The organism is Collinsella aerofaciens (assembly GCF_020709435.1).
GTDB lineage: Bacteria > Actinomycetota > Coriobacteriia > Coriobacteriales > Coriobacteriaceae > Collinsella > Collinsella aerofaciens_AU.
The window spans coordinates 162,950-178,418 of record NZ_JAJFDP010000002.1 but is presented as its reverse complement, the minus strand read 5'-3'; the positions used below and the strand labels follow the sequence as shown (position 1 = coordinate 178,418).

12 protein-coding genes are annotated in these 15,469 nt (G+C 59.7%); 8 read left to right on the top strand and 4 right to left on the bottom strand.

Annotated features, from left to right (window positions below):
* The first annotated feature begins 143 nt into the window (after positions 1-143).
* A complete protein-coding gene (locus LK493_RS02510) occupies positions 144-1,397 on the top strand; it encodes an ATP-binding protein (RefSeq protein ID WP_227790014.1) in 1,254 nt (417 codons plus the stop codon).
* 79 nt (positions 1,398-1,476) lie between these two features.
* Here the strand turns inward: LK493_RS02510 and LK493_RS02505 are convergent, their stop codons facing one another.
* Together LK493_RS02505 and LK493_RS02500 are read right to left on the bottom strand one after the other, a co-directional pair.
* The gene (locus LK493_RS02505; protein WP_117743204.1) at positions 1,477-2,568 is read right to left on the bottom strand and encodes an ATP-binding protein; all 1,092 of its coding nucleotides are present in this window, start codon (positions 2,566-2,568) and stop codon (positions 1,477-1,479) included.
* Positions 2,569-2,681: 113 nt separating this feature from the next.
* Complete coding sequence (locus tag LK493_RS02500; protein ID WP_227790013.1) at positions 2,682-3,362, bottom strand: YczE/YyaS/YitT family protein; 681 nt, start codon at positions 3,360-3,362, stop codon at positions 2,682-2,684.
* 490 nt (positions 3,363-3,852) lie between these two features.
* Between LK493_RS02500 and LK493_RS02495 the strand changes: the two genes are divergently transcribed.
* A complete protein-coding gene (locus LK493_RS02495) occupies positions 3,853-4,287 on the top strand; it encodes an HIT family protein (RefSeq protein WP_117743206.1) in 435 nt (144 codons plus the stop codon).
* A 156-nt stretch (positions 4,288-4,443) separates the two neighbouring features.
* On the top strand, positions 4,444-5,136 hold the full coding sequence (locus LK493_RS02490) for a GntR family transcriptional regulator (RefSeq protein WP_227790012.1): 693 nt from the start codon (positions 4,444-4,446) through the stop codon (positions 5,134-5,136).
* Positions 5,137-5,506: 370 nt separating this feature from the next.
* Here LK493_RS02490 and eda read toward each other — a convergent pair whose 3' ends face one another.
* Positions 5,507-6,148, bottom strand: a complete 642-nt coding sequence (gene eda / locus LK493_RS02485) for a bifunctional 4-hydroxy-2-oxoglutarate aldolase/2-dehydro-3-deoxy-phosphogluconate aldolase (RefSeq protein WP_227790011.1) — start codon at positions 6,146-6,148, stop codon at positions 5,507-5,509.
* A gap of 253 nt (positions 6,149-6,401) precedes the next feature.
* Entirely contained in the window at positions 6,402-7,436 is a 1,035-nt protein-coding gene (locus tag LK493_RS02480; RefSeq protein ID WP_227790010.1) for a sugar kinase, read from the bottom strand.
* A 235-nt stretch (positions 7,437-7,671) separates the two neighbouring features.
* Here LK493_RS02480 and LK493_RS02475 point away from each other — a divergent pair, with 235 nt between their 5' ends.
* The 5 genes from LK493_RS02475 to ligA all read left to right on the top strand — a co-directional run bounded on the left by LK493_RS02475 (position 7,672) and on the right by ligA (position 15,223).
* Positions 7,672-8,694 (top strand): LacI family DNA-binding transcriptional regulator, encoded by a 1,023-nt coding sequence (locus tag LK493_RS02475; protein WP_227790009.1) that lies wholly within the window; start codon positions 7,672-7,674, stop codon positions 8,692-8,694.
* Positions 8,695-8,828: 134 nt separating this feature from the next.
* A complete protein-coding gene (locus LK493_RS02470) occupies positions 8,829-10,166 on the top strand; it encodes a glutamine synthetase family protein (protein ID WP_227790008.1) in 1,338 nt (445 codons plus the stop codon).
* Between the two features lie 50 nt (positions 10,167-10,216).
* Positions 10,217-10,879, top strand: coding sequence for a response regulator transcription factor (locus tag LK493_RS02465; protein WP_227790007.1), 663 nt, complete (start codon positions 10,217-10,219; stop codon positions 10,877-10,879).
* Between the two features lie 207 nt (positions 10,880-11,086).
* The gene (locus LK493_RS02460) at positions 11,087-12,547 is read left to right on the top strand and encodes a S1C family serine protease (RefSeq protein ID WP_227790006.1); all 1,461 of its coding nucleotides are present in this window, start codon (positions 11,087-11,089) and stop codon (positions 12,545-12,547) included.
* Positions 12,548-12,994: 447 nt separating this feature from the next.
* Entirely contained in the window at positions 12,995-15,223 is a 2,229-nt protein-coding gene (gene ligA, locus LK493_RS02455; RefSeq protein WP_227790005.1) for an NAD-dependent DNA ligase LigA, read from the top strand.
* Positions 15,224-15,469: the final 246 nt, after the last annotated feature.

Genomic DNA, 15,469 nt, shown 5'->3' with positions numbered 1-15,469 from the left:
AGCCGTACGAAAGCGCAATTTGCGTCTTAATTCCGGACGTAAATCAAGACGAAAATCGTTTGCGTCTGTCTGAAATCCGTACGCAAACGGTTTTCGTCTTATAATACGATTCAGATGAGTATGAATAGAGAGGTGCGGTGCATATGGTTGTTAGAGAGAGCCCTACAGTCGAATACAAGGAAAGCGTTACGCCGACGTTTCTTAAAACGGTGAGCGCCTATGCAAACTACGGGACGGGCAAGATTGAGTTTGGCGTTGATGACGAGGGCGTTGCTGTCGGTCTTGCAGATCCGGTTGCCGAATGTCTGCGCATCGAAAATATGATTAATGACAGCTTAGATCCAGCCCCCCGTTACTCGCTTGAGCCCGATGAGAAACACGGGACCGTAATCCTTACGGTCTATGAGGGCCAGGACAAACCCTATCGAAGCAAAGGAAAGGCATATAGGCGTAACGATTCGGCAACGGTGGAGGTCGATCGGTTTGAGTATGGCAGACTAACGCTCGAGGGCAGTAACCTGACGTTCGATGCGCTCACGTCGGCTTTTCAGGACTTGAGTTTTCACACGCTCGAGCATAAGTGTGTTGAACACCTTGGTATTTCCGAGCTAACGCCGGATATCATGCGTACGCTTCGCTTGCTCGGCAAGGACGGCTATACCAATGCCGCGGCGATATTGGCGGATAAAAACGATTTTCCGGGCATCGACTGTGTGCGGTTTGGTGAGACCGAGGACGTTCTCTTAGATCGTGAGACGGCGACAGGTCTATCTGCAATTGAGCAGGTGGACAGGGCGGTTGCTATGTTTGCACGCTACTACCGTTATGAGCGTATCGAGGGGATGGAACGCGTCCAAACCGATCGAATTCCTCTTGAGGCGTTCCGCGAAGCTGTCGCAAACGCTTTGGTGCATCGGACATGGGACGTTCGGGCGAATGTTCAAATCGCTTTGTACGATGATCGCGTCGTTGTGACTTCCCCCGGATCGCTACCCGCCGGTTTGACGACGGAACAATACCTGTATGGGCAGATATCCGTGCTCAGAAACCCAATTGTCGCCGAGGTCTTTTTAAAGCTGGATTACATCGAGAAGTTCGGTACGGGAATCGCGCGAATCAGGCGAGCGTATCGAGATTCTTTGAGCCAGCCGGTATTTGATGTTCGCGGCGGCATGGTGGCCGTCACGTTGCCCGTTATCGATGCCTTTGAAGGGTCTGAGGAAGAGGTCCAGGTTCTCAAGGTTTTGTCAGGCGGACGAATACTGTCGCGGGGTGAGATTGAGCAACAGACGGGATTGAGCCGCACGCGCACGTTGACGGCGCTTGAATCTTTGCTCAACCGAAACTCGATCGTAAGGCGGGGGACAGGACGCGCCACGAAATACGAGCGCGCATAGCTCAAAAGAGCAAAGCTACAAAACAGGCCCCAAGCCTACACCGGCTTGGGGCCTGCTGTCCTCTGGGATATTGGCGCCTCTACAGTTCAGCTTCCAGTTCGGCTTTGTGTTCGTTGAGGTAGTCGCGCATGTAGGGGATGGCAAATGAGACCTTGCCGTACGAGGGCGCCTCAATGATCGACTCTCTCAGCAGACGACTGCGGATGGAACTTACCTGTTGAGGTGTCTTGTTTAAGTCATCGGCAACCATGCTGGTCGAGCTCGTCTGCCCTAAGGACGCCATGCTCAGCAGATAAGCGATGCACGTGGGCGGAATGCGCTGCAGCGCGGGCTCAATCACCATTGCGCAGAAGCGTTCGCGTGCTGTTGCGATGCCTCGCTTTGCCTCTTCCTCTCCAATTACAGTTGTATGGGCGCGTCGTGCCAGTTGCCATGCGTAATATCCAACGAGCTGAATCATAAAGGGGTAGCCTTGCGTTGCCTCGGCAAGTTGGCCGGCAATACCTGGTTGCAGCTCCATGCCAGACGCTTCAATGGTTTCTTCGAGGGAGTACGACACTTCGGTTACTGCCACAGCCTTCAGGTCAAAGGGGAGGGCACGGCGCAAAAACGTAAGTGTCTTTCCGTTGATGACGCTTTCTATCATCGAAGGCAGCCCCGCAAAAACAAAGGCGATATCAAGGTCTTCGCCGATAACCTGCTGAATCGCAATGGAGAGCGTTCGGACCTCTTCGAGCTCTGCGTCTTGGACCTCATCGAGGGTGATGAGCAGACCATTGCCGTTCTTTGATATTGCCTGCCTCATGGCGTCACGCAGCGATGGGCCGATTCGCTCAATGTCTATGCTGCCGATGGATATGCCAGCTACGCTTGGCTCAAATCTGGCGTGTTTGGCCTGGAATTTGGGCTGCAGCTGCTCGAGAATGCGCTGACAAAGTCCTTCGGTTGCGACTTCTTTTATGACCGTCCAGCCATGGCTTTGCGCCAAACGTGAGCACTCGTCAAGGAGGACCGTCTTGCCCGTTCCGCGGACGCCGGCTATGCGCATAAGGCGTCCCGGGGCGCCAGGCCCGTTGACGAGGCCTTCATTGAATTCCTCGAGGACATCTTCGCGGCCGATAATCGTGGGAGGTGTTTTGCCTGCTGTGGGCTTAAAAGGGTTTGTTTGCATGCGAGCCACCTTTGCTCAAAATATAGCAAGATATAGCAAAGTATAGCAAGATATAGCAAAGTATAGTGAGATATAGCAACGTATAGCGCTGCTCGCGGGTTCTTGCGGTGGCGCTATTTTCCAAAGGCCACGCGGATAAAGCGCTGGGCGAAGAGCTTATTGGCGACGTTGATGACATGGCCCAGGAACAGTGTCGAGATGGCGGTCGTGACGCCAAAGCCGCCCAGGTTGTGCATAAAGACCAGCGACAGCGCGAGCGAGGCGGCGACGTGCGAGCAATCGAATACGACCTTCACATCGCCAAAGCGGCATTTGAGCTTTTCGGCAATGACCTGTACCAAGCCGTCGGGTGCGTTGGGAACGACGCCCATATTGACGACGAGGCTTACGCCAAACGCGGTGATGGCAAGCGAGAGCAGCATGGTTACGACCTGTGCCGGCAGCGCGGTGGGGTGCAGAGGGTTAACGTTCATAAAGAAATCGGTAAAGCCGCCGATCAGCGTTGAGAAAAAGAGCTCGAGCAAAATGCGCGGCTGAAACTCGCGGCGCAAGATGGCTGCCTGTGCGGCAATGTAGGCGACATAGGTCGCGGTAATCCAAAAGTCGAGCGTCTTGCCGGTGAGCATGGACAGCGTCGTGGCAAAACAGGTAAGCGCTGCCACGCCTAGGCCCGACGCAGTCTGGATGCTCATGCCGAGGGCGAGCGTCGCGACGCCTGCTAAATACATCAACATCCTGATGACGGTATGGCACCAATTGATCTTCTCGCCATTCATAATGATGAGCGGTCGCATGCTGCTACCCGTCCTTTCGGTTGTGAAGAAAAGGCTGACCTGGGCCGGCAAAAGAGGGTTATCGGAGGCACTGCTGTAAAAGCAGAAAAGCCGGCCCCACGGTCAGTCGTCTAGGAAATGTCTCGCTGTGCCGGAATGGGACTGAAGGGCCAACGAGACGGGAGGAAAGCAAATGACATAGCGTGGGCAATAGGATGCCAAGATGGTAGGGTGCGTCTTAGCATCCTATTGCCCACGCTTAACGAAATCGGTTTCGTTTGAGCCTTAGTATACGCACGGGATTCTATTTGCAAAGAGAAAAATAATAAAAAGGTGAACGTTCACCTAATCGCAACAACTCGTTGGCTGTATTATGACAAGGACATACTCGAAACCGATTTCGCAACGGTTAGAGAGTGCATTGTACGTTCGTCGTAGATTGCCGGGCAGCTTGGTCGCGCCCGCCGGTCGCATTGCGGCGAACGCCTTCACCCGGATCGAAAGGATCACCATGGAACAGCACACCGATTGCTCGTACTGCATGTGCGGGACCGACAACACGCTCGTCGATGCCTTTGGCATCCCCATGCTCGACCTGCCCGCCAGCAAGCTCATCTTGTTTAAGGAGCAGAGCCACAAGGGCCGCGTGATCGTGGCCTCCAAGCAGCACGTCGATGACATTTCCTGCATGTCCGAGGAGGACGCTGCCGCCTTTATGGCCGATGTCCGCCACGTCGCCGCCGCGCTGCACAAGGCGTTCAACCCCGACAAGATCAACTTTGGTGCCTACGGCGACACCATGCATCACCTGCATGTGCATATCGTCCCCAAGTACAAGAGCGACCCGTTTGAGTTTGGCGACGTGTTTGCCATGAACCCCGGTCGCGTCACGCTCGAGCCGGCTCAGTACGACGAAATCGCCCAGGCAATCATCGACAACCTGTAAAACTTCGTCCCCTATAAGTTGCGGTGAAATACGGACTGTTTAGCGGCTTAGCTGGCTCCAATAGTCCGTATTTCACCGCAACTTATGGGGGGGGGCGGCGTTGCGATAGTATTACGTGTTGGTATTCGACTAACCGAGGACTTATCCGAGGGCTTTATGGAACAGCACCAGCATTATCAGAGCCTGCAAGACCAGGCATACAACGCATTGCGCTCCAAGATCATCTATGCCGAGCTCAAGCCCGGCACGCGCCTTTCGGCGATTGGCTTGGAAAAGGAGACGGGGATCGGGCGCACGCCCATCCGCGAGTCCTTTGTGCGCCTGCGTGAGCAAGAGCTGGTGGAAACGCGCCCCAAGAGCGGCACCTATGTCTCAAAGATCAGCATGGAGCGTGCCGAGAACGCCTGCTTTTTGCGCGAGAAGCTCGAGAGAAGCGTGCTGATCAAATGCTGCTCGGCCGCCACGCCTGATCAAAAGCGCCAGCTTGAGCAGATTCTCGCCGAGTCCGAGTCGCTCGACCACAGCGAGACGCGTCGCTTCTTTGACCTGGACAACCTGTTCCACGAGACGTGCTTTGAGATTGCCGGTCGCCACATGCTGTGGGATTGGATGAAGAGCATCAACACGCATTTTGAGCGATATAACTGGCTGCGCGCGGTGTCGCAGGATCTGGATTGGGAGCCGATTCGTCGGCAGCATCGTCGAATTCTTGAGGCCATTAAGGAGGGCGACACTGATACAGCGAGCTATCTGGCAGAGACTCACCTGCATCTGATGCCCGAAGAGCAGGGCCCAGTTATCGCCTTGCATCCCGATTACTTCGAGCTGCCCAAAGACTCGTCCATCTAATCTATCCCCTCATAAGTTGTGGTGAAATAGGGATTGTTGTGCGGTCCAGGTGGCGCAAACAGTCCCTATTTCACCGCAACTGCGTTGGGGCGTGACCGAGGCATAAAAACGCGGTGCCGTTTGGAGGAACAGACCGGAAGCAAGGGGTCGATTCCTCCAGACGGCACCGCGTTTGTTTTGGCGCTCTGGATTATGTTAGGGCAAAGATTTAGCCGAAGAAAAAGCGGCTCGGGGGCGTGTCGCTTCCGTCACGTTCTATCAGCATACAAGACGGTTTCGGTTCTTGTCCGTGACGGAAACGGCACGCTTCCGAGCCGCTTCAAAAAAGAGGGCGCGGTCTAGGTCGCGCCCTCCACGATAGAGAGCTGGATTAGGCGCGGACCTTCTTGACGACGTCCATGGCCTCGCGAGCGATCTGCTCGACCTTGGAGAAGTTGCCGTCGGCGAACAGGGCCGGCTTGACCATCCAGGTGCCGCCGCAGGCGATGATGGCGGAGGAGCTCAGGTACTCCTCGACGTTGGCGGTGCTCACGCCGCCGGTGGGCATAAAGCGGTGACCGACAAACGGAGCGGCGAGGGCCTTGATGGTGTTCAGGCCGCCATACTGGGACGCGGGGAAGAACTTGGTGACCTTGAGGCCCAGGTTCTCGGCTGCGGTGACCTCGGAGGGGGTCACGGTGCCGGGAAGGACGGGCAGGTCGATGTCGATGCAGTGCTTCACGACGTCCTCGTTGTAACCCGGGGAGACGATGAACTTGGCACCGGCTGCGCGGGCCTGCTCAACCTGCTCGACAGTCAGGACGGTGCCGGCGCCAACGCACATCTCGGGCTCGGCCTCGGCCATGGCGGCGATGCACTCGGCGGCGCAGGCGGTGCGGAAGGTGACCTCGGCGGACTTCATGCCGGCGGCCATAAGGGCGTGGGCGAGCGGAGCGGCGTCCTCGACCTTGTCGAGCACGACGACCGGCACGATGCCCAGGGACTCAAGCGTGGTGTAGAACTGATCGAACATGATGTTCCTTTCGATGTATGGCGCGCATGGGCGCGTGATTGCCAAATATGCTGGTCAGGAGCCGATTTTGGATTGGTTATCGGAGGCACTGCTTGGGGTTCAAGCAATTCCAAAACCAGCTGCTCGACCAGTCATGTAGGGAATGCCAGGCAAAACCGGAATGGGACTGGTGGTTTTGCCCGACCGGAGGAATCGGGGAGCGGGCCGCAGGGGTATGGGATTGGAAAGCTGCGGCCCGCGGAATGGGGACGGATTAGCGCGCGACGCGGGTGCCACCGTCGGCGGCGGATGCCACGGCTGCGATCTCGTCTGCGGTCACCAAGTTGGAATCGCCCTTGATGGTGAGCTTGAGGATCGAGGCCGCGATGGCATAGTTGACGGCGTCCTGCGGGGCAAAGTCGTTGGTGAGGGCATGGACGAGGCCGGCGTTGAAAGCGTCGCCGGCGGCAACGCCCTCGAGCACGTGCACGTCGTGAGCAGGGGAGAACCAGTGCTCGCCGCTCTCGGCGTCAAAGAGCATGCCCATCCAGATGGAGCGCTCGACGCAGGAGATGTTGCGGACGACCGAGGCGACCTTTTTGCAGCCGTACTCGGCGCAGATCTGACGGGCCATCTCGACGTAGGTGTCGCGCTCCTCGATGCCGTGGGCAAGGGAGCCGGAGACGCAGGTCATGCCGAGGCCGGCGGGCGCATCCTCGTCGTTGGCGATGCAGATGTCGACGAGCGGCAGGAGTTCCTTCATGGTGGCCTGCGACTTCTCGGGCGACCACATCTTGCCGCGATAGTTCACGTCGCACACGGTGGTGATGCCCTTGGCGCGGCAGGCGGCGAGTGCCTCCTTGCAGGCGGCGGCCATCTCATCGGAGACGGCGGGGGTCACGCCGGAGAAATAGAAGACATCGATGCCCTTGAGGATCTCGTCCCAGTCAAAGACGTCGCGTTTGGCCATGTTGATGGCAGAGAACTTGCGGTCGTAGACGCAGCCGTTGCCGCGCTGCGAGGCGCCGACCTCAAACACATAGGAGCCGAGACGGTCGCCCTGACGCACGACGCGCGTTGTGTCGACGCCGTAGGCCTTCAGCGAGCGCAGCGCGCACTCGCCTAGGCGGTTGGCCGGGACAACGGATACGTAAGCGGCCTTGTCGCCTTGGTAGGCCAGGGAAAGAGCGGTGTTGGCCTCGGCGCCACCGTAGCGGACGTCAAACTCGGTTGCCTGCTCAATACGCAGGTGGTCTTTGGGCGAGAGCCTCATCATGATTTCGCCGAAGGTAAGAACCGTTTTACCCATGGTCGCGCAGCTCCTTCTTGCTCGTGCGTACACCTTTGATATGGCGTTGGCGCGGAGGTGCCAAGACGGTAGGGTACATCTTTGCACCTCCGCGCCAACGCTTGCCGAAATCGGTTTACGAAATCGGTTTCGTTTCGAGTTGTAGTATACTCACCTACAGCGTTTTGCAAGCGAGATTTTTAAAAAAATGCCTAAAATGGCTCAGACTGCTGACAATTGGGAAACGGGGTGCGCCATGGCGCAGATGAGAATCAAGGACATTGCCGCCGAGGCGGGCGTGAGCCCGGCCACGGTCTCGCGCTATCTCAACAACCGCCCCGGGCAGATGACCGAGGAAACCCGCGCTCGCATCGCGGCGGTTATCGAGCGCACCGGCTATCGCCCACGTGCTGCCGCGCGCAATCTGCGCAGCTCACGCACCAACCTCATCGGCGTGATTCTGGCCGACATCGCCAACCCGTTCTCGAGCGCTATGCTTGAAGGACTTTCCGCCAGCGCCGCCGCGCGCGGCTGCTCGCTCATGACGGCCATTAGCGGCAACGACCCCGCTAAGGAGGCCGAGTCGCTCGCCAGACTTATCGATGCTGACGTGGACGGCCTGGTCGTCAACACCTGCGGAGGCAACGACAAGGCGATCGCCGCGGCCGCGGGGCGCCTGCCCGTTGTGCTGCTCGACCGCGACGTTGCCGACGGCGGTGTCGATCTGGTGACATCTAACAACCGTGAGCTGGTCGCTGGCTTGGTAGACGAGCTCGCCGCCGTTGGCAGCGAGCGCCTGTGCCTGCTCACCGAGGCAAGCGACGACAGCCCCGTGCGTCGCGAGCGTGCCGAGGCCTTTGCCGACGAACTTTCGCGACGCGGCCTTGCGGGTGAGGTCGTCACTCTGGCCGACGGTGGCGCCTCGGGCGTCGGCCGCTTGGACGAGACCATCCGCGGCTATGCAGGCAAAAAGCTCGGCCTCATTGCTGTCAACGGCCTGGTTTTCCTGCGTCTGACCGAGGCGCTGGCGCAGCTTGGTCCCTCGCTGCCGGCGGGGCTCAAAATCGCGACGTTTGACGATTATCCCTGGAACCATGTGCTCTTTGGCGGTGTGACCACGGCCGCGCAAGACACCCTTACCATTGCCGAGCGCGTAGTCGAGCGCCTGTCCGAGCGCATCGACGTCGTTACCACCACCGTGGGCGAGGCCGCAAAGCTGGCGCCCAAACGCATCGAGATCCCCGGCCGCATCGAATACCGCGCATCGACCTCACGTTAGCCGCTCGTTCGCAACTGCCTGTTCGCGCACGTTTTTTGAGCGCTTGATACGCTTTAACCCTGCGGAAACATTTTTCTGCGATAGTATCTGCGATATAGACCAGTCGAAACCCGCCCGAAAGAAAGGGGAGCGACATGAACCAGCAGAACATCGATTACGTACTCCGCTCCGTAGAGCAGCGTGACATCCGCTTTGTGCGTCTGTGGTTTGTCGACATTCTCGGCCGCCTCAAGAACTTTGCCATTAGCCCCGAGGACCTCGAGGTCGCTTTTGAGGAGGGTATTGGCTTTGACGGCTCCGCCATCGAGGGCTTTGCCACGCCCGAGGAAGCCGACATGCTGGCGTTTCCCGATGCTTCGACCTTCCAGATCCTGCCGTGGCGCCCGAGCCACAACGGCGTCGCCCGCGTGTTCTGCGACGTGTGCACTCCCGATTGCAAGCCCTTTACCGGCGATCCACGCGATGCCCTGCGCCGCATGTTCCGCAAGGCCGAGAAGGCTGGCTATCTGCTCAACGTGGGCGCCGAGCTGGAGTATTACTACTTCCCCGACGAGCACACCCCTGAGCCGCTCGACAACGTGGGCTACTTCGATCTTTCGGTAAGCGATGCCGCCCGCGACCTGCGTCGCAACACGGTCCTCACGCTCGAGAAGATGTCCGTGCCCGTGGAGTACACCTTCCACGCCGCCGGTCGCTCGCAGCACGGCATGAGCCTGCGCCACGCCGAGGCCCTGAGCATGTCCGACGCCATCACCACGGCCAAACTCATCATTAAGCAGCAGGCTTACGAGAGCGGGTGCCACGCCTCCTTTATGCCCAAGCCGCTGGCGGGCGAGGACGGCAGCGCTATGTTCCTGTGCCAGTCGCTATTCGACCACGACGGCAACAACGTCTTTTGGGGCGAGGACGACGAGAAGTATCACCTCTCCGATATCGCCAAGCACTACATGGCCGGTATTCTGGCACACGCGCGCGAGATCAGCGCTATCACTAACCCCACGGTCAACTCGTACAAGCGCATCACCACGGGCGGCGATTCCGTGCCGCAGTACGCCACGTGGGGCCTGCGCAACCGCGCGAGCATGGTCCGCATCCCGGTCTACAAGCCCGGCAAGCAGCTGTCCACGCGCATCGAGCTGCGCAGTCCCGACCCCATGGCCAACCCGTACCTGGTCAACGCCGTCACGCTGGCGGCTGGTCTGGACGGCATCGAGCGCAAGCTGGAACTCCCGCCCGAGGCAACGGCCGAGACGCTCAAGCTTACCGACCGTCAGATGCTCGAGGCCGGCTACACGCCGCTGCCGCGCTCGCTCAAAGAGGCGCTCGACGTGTTTGAGGACTCGCAGTTTATGAAGGATGCCCTCGGCGAGCACATCCACAGCTTCTTCCTCAAAAAGAAGCGCGACGAGTGGCATAAGTTTGAGTCTACGATCACCGAGTGGGAGATCAAGCACTACCTGGCGAACTCCTAATCCCGCTGGCTTGTTCCAGTACGATTGAGCTCATTTCTTTGGAGGCCGATATGTCCGAAAAGAGTGCCCTGTTCATGGCGCGCACGACGCGCTTCCACGAGTTTGCCCGCAGCCTGACGACCACCCTGGGTGTCGAGGTGAGCCTGGCCACCCCCGATTCGCCGACTGCGGCGCACGACTTTGACCTGCTGATCCTCGATTCCGATGGCATCCGCAGCGACCGTATCGATCAGATTGCCAAGTGGCTCGACGATCGCGGCGGCGTTCCCATGCTGGTGATCGTTGACGACGAGGCGCTCGGCACCCTGCGCCTGCCGAATCACGCGCATGCCGACTTCGTATGCCCCACGGCGACGCCCAACGAGCTCAAGGCTCGTGCACAGCGCCTGATGGGCGAGGAGGAGACCGTCACCGCCGATGACGCGCTCAACATCGACAACCTCGAGATTAACCTGGCCACCTACCAGGTGACGCTCGATAACGAGCCCATTGACCTGACGTTGATGGAGTACTCGCTGCTGAGCTTTTTGGCGACGCACCCCAACCGTGCCTACAGCCGCGAAGTGCTGCTGCACCGCGTGTGGGGCTTTGAGTACTGCGGCGGCACGCGCACCGTTGACGTGCACATTCGACGTATCCGCTCCAAGGTGGGCCCGCAGATCGCGGCACATATCACCACCGTCCGCGGCGTGGGCTATCTGTTTAAGGACTAGATTTCCACCACAAAGGGGCAGACGCCTTTGTGGTGGTTTCGCCGCATGCGTGGATTCCTTTCGGGCCTGCAACAGAACTTAAGCCTTCCTAAAAGATTGCGTTCTCATACACGTACGCCCGCATATTGGGGTACAACTCAACGTGAACAATGATGGCCCGCCACATGTTTGGCGGGCCTTTGGTTATTTGACGAAAGGATCGCAGCTATGAGCGAGTACGATTCCCAGCGTCCCCAGGATGCAGGCAACGCTGGCGAGACCCAGCAGCAGCCGCGCGTACAGGTGGAGTCGACGCCTGCCGGTAGCAACATTCCCTACGTGCAGGCCTACGACACGCAGACTGGAAAGCCGCTGGGCGGTGCGCAGGTCGTGAACAAGCACACGGTGGTCAAGACCAAGACCAAAAAGCTGCCGATCTTTATTACAGCGCTTGCCGGCTGCGCCTGCGGCGCCCTGCTGGTCATCGCGCTCATTATGAGCGGCACGCTCAACATTGGCGGCGGAAAGAATGCCGTGACGGCGGGTGCTTCGGGTTCGTCGACGCAAAAGATCACCATCGACTCCGAGGACACCACGTTGGCCGAGGCCGTTTCTGCCAAGGCATTGCCCTCCGTGGTTTCCATCACAGCCACTTCGAGCGGCAGCCAGAATGGCTCGCTTTCGCAGTCTGCCGACGAGTCGGACAACTCGGGCAGCGTCGGTTCGGGCGTGGTGCTCGATACCGAGGGCCACATCCTCACCAACAACCACGTGGTCGACGGCTATGACCAGTACGTGGTGACCATGGACGACGGCACCACCTACGAGGCCGAGTTCGTGGGCAACGATGCCTCGAGTGACCTGGCCGTTATCAAGCTCAAGGACGCCGACGCCTCCAAGCTCACGCCGATTGAGATCGGTGATTCCTCCAAGCTCAACGTGGGCGAGTGGGTCATGGCGATTGGCTCGCCGTTCGGCAACGAGCAGTCTGTCTCCACGGGTATCGTGTCGGCGCTGTATCGCTCCACGGCCATGAGCTCTACCAACGGTAACACCATCTATGCCAACATGATCCAGACCGATGCCGCCATCAACCCGGGCAACTCCGGCGGCGCGCTCGTCAACGACAATGGCGAGCTTGTGGGTATCAACTCGCTTATCGAGAGCTACTCGGGCTCCAGCTCGGGCGTGGGCTTTGCCATTCCGGTTAACTACGCCAAGAACATTGCCGACCAGATCATCGACGGCAAGACGCCGGTGCATCCGTACATGGGCGCTACGCTTTCGAGCGTCAATGCGCTCAACGCCCGCACCAACAAGCTGAGCACCGATAGCGGCGCGTATGTGGCGAGCGTCGTTGAGGACGGCCCTGCCGCCAAGGCCGGCATTCAGGAGGGCGACGTCATCACCAAGCTGGGCGACGACGAGATCACGAGCGCCGATGGCCTGATCATCGCACTGCGCAGCCACGAGGTGGGTGAGAAGGTCGAGATCACGCTCATGCGCGGCAAGGAAGAGAAGAAGGTCACCGTCGAGCTGGGCTCCGATGAGGAGCTGCAGAACCAGCAGCAGGACGACAGTTCGACCGACACCGGCAACGGCGGTATTACCGACGAGCAGCTGCGCCAGTACCTGGAGGAGCTGCTGGGCCAGCAGGGCCAGGGTCAGGGCTACGGCCAGGGTTACTAACGAGCCATTTCGCACATGCCGAAGCCAGAGGGGCTGTCCCATCAACGCGGGACAGCCCCTCTTTTCTTATTGATCCGTTGGGGACGGAGGAAAACGGATCACTTGGGGCTGACAAGAGGCCTGGTTCGTAATGGTCTGGACAGTTAGTTCAGATACGTATAAATCTGGGGCAGCTTGGGATGCGTTTTGAGCAATTTTTGATTGGGATGGGGCTCGAATGGGTGTTTGGAAGGGAGAGTGGGACGTTTACATGGTCTCAGGGAGCCCAAATTAGTTGAAACAGGGGTGTTCGTGCCTGATCCAGCTCTAGGATTTATACGTACCTGAACTAACTGTCCGCCCCGGTCTGGCGGCTGCCGATTCGGTGCGGTTTGAGACCGCTATTCGACCCCGTTGCGACCGGTGGTACTCTTGTATCCGTTTGAAATCGAGCGAAGGAGTGCCGCTATGGAGCAATCGAGCCTGTTTGGTGACGGCGTGGACATCGATACCGAAACACCCGCGACCGCGGAAGCCGCCGCACCGGCTGATGCCCGTGCCCAGGCGGCAGCGCGCGCGGCCGAGCTGCGCCACGAGCTCGATTACCACGCCTATCGCTACTACATGCTCGATGCGCCCGAGATTACGGACGCCGCCTTTGACAAAATGCTCGTTGAGCTGCGGGAAATTGAGGCCACCTACCCCGACCTGGTGACGCCCGATAGCTATACCCAGCGCGTGGGCGGCTACGTGAGCGAGCAGTTTACGCCGGTCACGCACATGGCACGCATGTATTCCATGGACGATGCCATGGATCTGGACGAGCTCGACGCGTGGCTCCATCGCGCCGAGGATGCGCTCGGTGCCGGCAGCGTCACCTATACCTGCGAGCTTAAGATCGACGGCCTGGGTGTGGCGCTTACCTACCAAAACGGCACCTTCGTACGTGCGGCCACACGTGGCGATGGCACCACGGGCGAGGACGTGTCGCTCAACGTGCGCACCATCAAGGATGTGCCCATGCACCTGTCCGAGCCGGCGCTCGCCCACATGGGCGCCGACCGCGAGCGCACCATTGAGGTACGCGGCGAGGTCTACATGCCCAAGGGCAGCTTTGTTCGTCTGAATGAAGAGGCCGATGCCGAGGGCCGCGACCCCTTCGCCAACCCGCGCAACGCCGCCGCCGGCAGCCTGCGCCAAAAGGATCCCAAGGTCACGGCGCGCCGCGACCTGGCCACCTTTATCTATGCCATCGCCGATACCGATCCGCTGCACGTCCACAGCCAGCGCGAGTTCCTCGACTGGCTGCGCAACGCTGGCTTTAGCGTCAACCCTAACGTTGCCCGTTGCGCCACGCCCGCCGAGGTCAACGAGTTCTGTGCCCAGGCGCTTGAGCACCGCGGTGACCTGGACTACGACATCGACGGCGTGGTCGTAAAGGTCGACAGCTTCCAGCAGCAGCTCGACCTGGGCTTTACTGCCCGCGCGCCGCGCTGGGCCATTGCCTTTAAGTTTCCGCCCGAGGAAAAGCAGACCGTCCTGCGCGAAATCCGCATCCAGGTGGGCCGCACCGGTGTGCTCACGCCGGTCGCCGAGTTCGACCCGGTGACGGTCGCCGGCTCCACCATCGCGCGCGCCACGCTGCACAACATTGACGAGATCCGTCGCAAAAACGTGCGCGAGGGCGACACTATCATCGTGCACAAGGCGGGCGACGTGATCCCCGAGGTCGTGGGCCCGGTGCTCGACAAGCGCCCGGCCGATTCGGTCGACTGGTACATGCCCGAGGTCTGTCCCGTGTGCGGAAGTCCCGTGGTCCACGAGGACGGCGAGGTCGCTTACCGCTGCGTCTCCATCGACTGCCCCGCGCAGCTCAAGGAGCGCCTGCTCCACTGGGTGAGCCGCGGCTGCATGGACGTCGACGGCCTGGGCGACGAGATTGTCGACAAGATGATCGCCGCCGGGCTGATCCACGATGTCGCAGACTTCTACCAGCTCACGGTCGACGACATCGCCGGCCTGGACACGGGCCGCACCTATGCCAGCTCCAACAGCAAAAAGGGCGTCAAGAAGGGCGACCCCATTCCGGTAGGCCTCAAGACGGCCGAGAAGATCATCGCCGAGCTCAACAAGTCCAAGAGTCAGCCGCTCGGTCGCGTGCTGTTTGCCCTGGGTATACGCCACGTGGGCAAGAGCGTGGGCGAGGTCATCGCCGAACGATTCCTGTCGATTGACAAACTTATCTTGGCGAGCGAAGAGGACATCGCCGAGTGCGAGGGCATCGGTCCCAAGATCGCGGCGAGCGTCAAGCAGTTCCTGGCCGTGCCCGAAAACCTTGCCGTGCTGGAGCGCCTGCGTCAGGCGGGCCTGTCGCTCGAGGTCGACTTGGGCGCCGCGCACGCGCAAGCCGCAGCCGACGCTGGCGTGGCGGGCGAGCTCGCCGACGCACAGCCACTCGCGGGTCTGACCTTCGTGCTCACTGGTACACTCGTCAACCGCACCCGCGACGAGGCGGGCGCGGCGCTCAAGGTGCTCGGCGCCAAGGTCTCGGGTAGTGTGTCAAAGAAGACGAGCTATCTGGTTGCCGGTCCCAAAGCGGGCTCCAAGCTCACCAAGGCCGAGCAGCTGGGTGTGCCCGTGTTGGATGAGGCTGCACTTGAACAGATTTTGGCGACGGGTAGGGTCCCGGAGGCATAATGATTTGTTGAGGAACTGCGCAGAGGCTCAGTTCCTCAACATCTCCTTATAGTGTTTGCCTGTTCAATTTCGATATCGTTTCCCTCGTATGATCCAGATGCGTCTACCGACTCAAAGCGTGAGTAGGAAACTCTTGTCCCAACTTTGATTTGGGAAAGCTTGTCTTTGATTCGGCCAGATGAGGGGAATGTAATCCGGGTTTGCTTTCCAGCGTCGGTGTAGCGGGGACTGTTGTCTGTTTGGATT

What these genes read in the sequence shown, in the direction of transcription:
- LK493_RS02510 (WP_227790014.1), top strand. Translation starts at nt 144, where the DNA reads ATGGTTGTTAGAGAGAGCCCTACAGTCGAATACAAGGAAAGCGTTACG.
- LK493_RS02505 (WP_117743204.1), bottom strand. Translation starts at nt 2,568, where the DNA reads ATGCAAACAAACCCTTTTAAGCCCACAGCAGGCAAAACACCTCCCACG.
- LK493_RS02500 (WP_227790013.1), bottom strand. Translation starts at nt 3,362, where the DNA reads ATGCGACCGCTCATCATTATGAATGGCGAGAAGATCAATTGGTGCCAT.
- LK493_RS02495 (WP_117743206.1), top strand. Translation starts at nt 3,853, where the DNA reads ATGGAACAGCACACCGATTGCTCGTACTGCATGTGCGGGACCGACAAC.
- LK493_RS02490 (WP_227790012.1), top strand. Translation starts at nt 4,444, where the DNA reads ATGGAACAGCACCAGCATTATCAGAGCCTGCAAGACCAGGCATACAAC.
- eda (WP_227790011.1), bottom strand. Translation starts at nt 6,148, where the DNA reads ATGTTCGATCAGTTCTACACCACGCTTGAGTCCCTGGGCATCGTGCCG.
- LK493_RS02480 (WP_227790010.1), bottom strand. Translation starts at nt 7,436, where the DNA reads ATGGGTAAAACGGTTCTTACCTTCGGCGAAATCATGATGAGGCTCTCG.
- LK493_RS02475 (WP_227790009.1), top strand. Translation starts at nt 7,672, where the DNA reads ATGGCGCAGATGAGAATCAAGGACATTGCCGCCGAGGCGGGCGTGAGC.
- LK493_RS02470 (WP_227790008.1), top strand. Translation starts at nt 8,829, where the DNA reads ATGAACCAGCAGAACATCGATTACGTACTCCGCTCCGTAGAGCAGCGT.
- LK493_RS02465 (WP_227790007.1), top strand. Translation starts at nt 10,217, where the DNA reads ATGTCCGAAAAGAGTGCCCTGTTCATGGCGCGCACGACGCGCTTCCAC.
- LK493_RS02460 (WP_227790006.1), top strand. Translation starts at nt 11,087, where the DNA reads ATGAGCGAGTACGATTCCCAGCGTCCCCAGGATGCAGGCAACGCTGGC.
- ligA (WP_227790005.1), top strand. Translation starts at nt 12,995, where the DNA reads ATGGAGCAATCGAGCCTGTTTGGTGACGGCGTGGACATCGATACCGAA.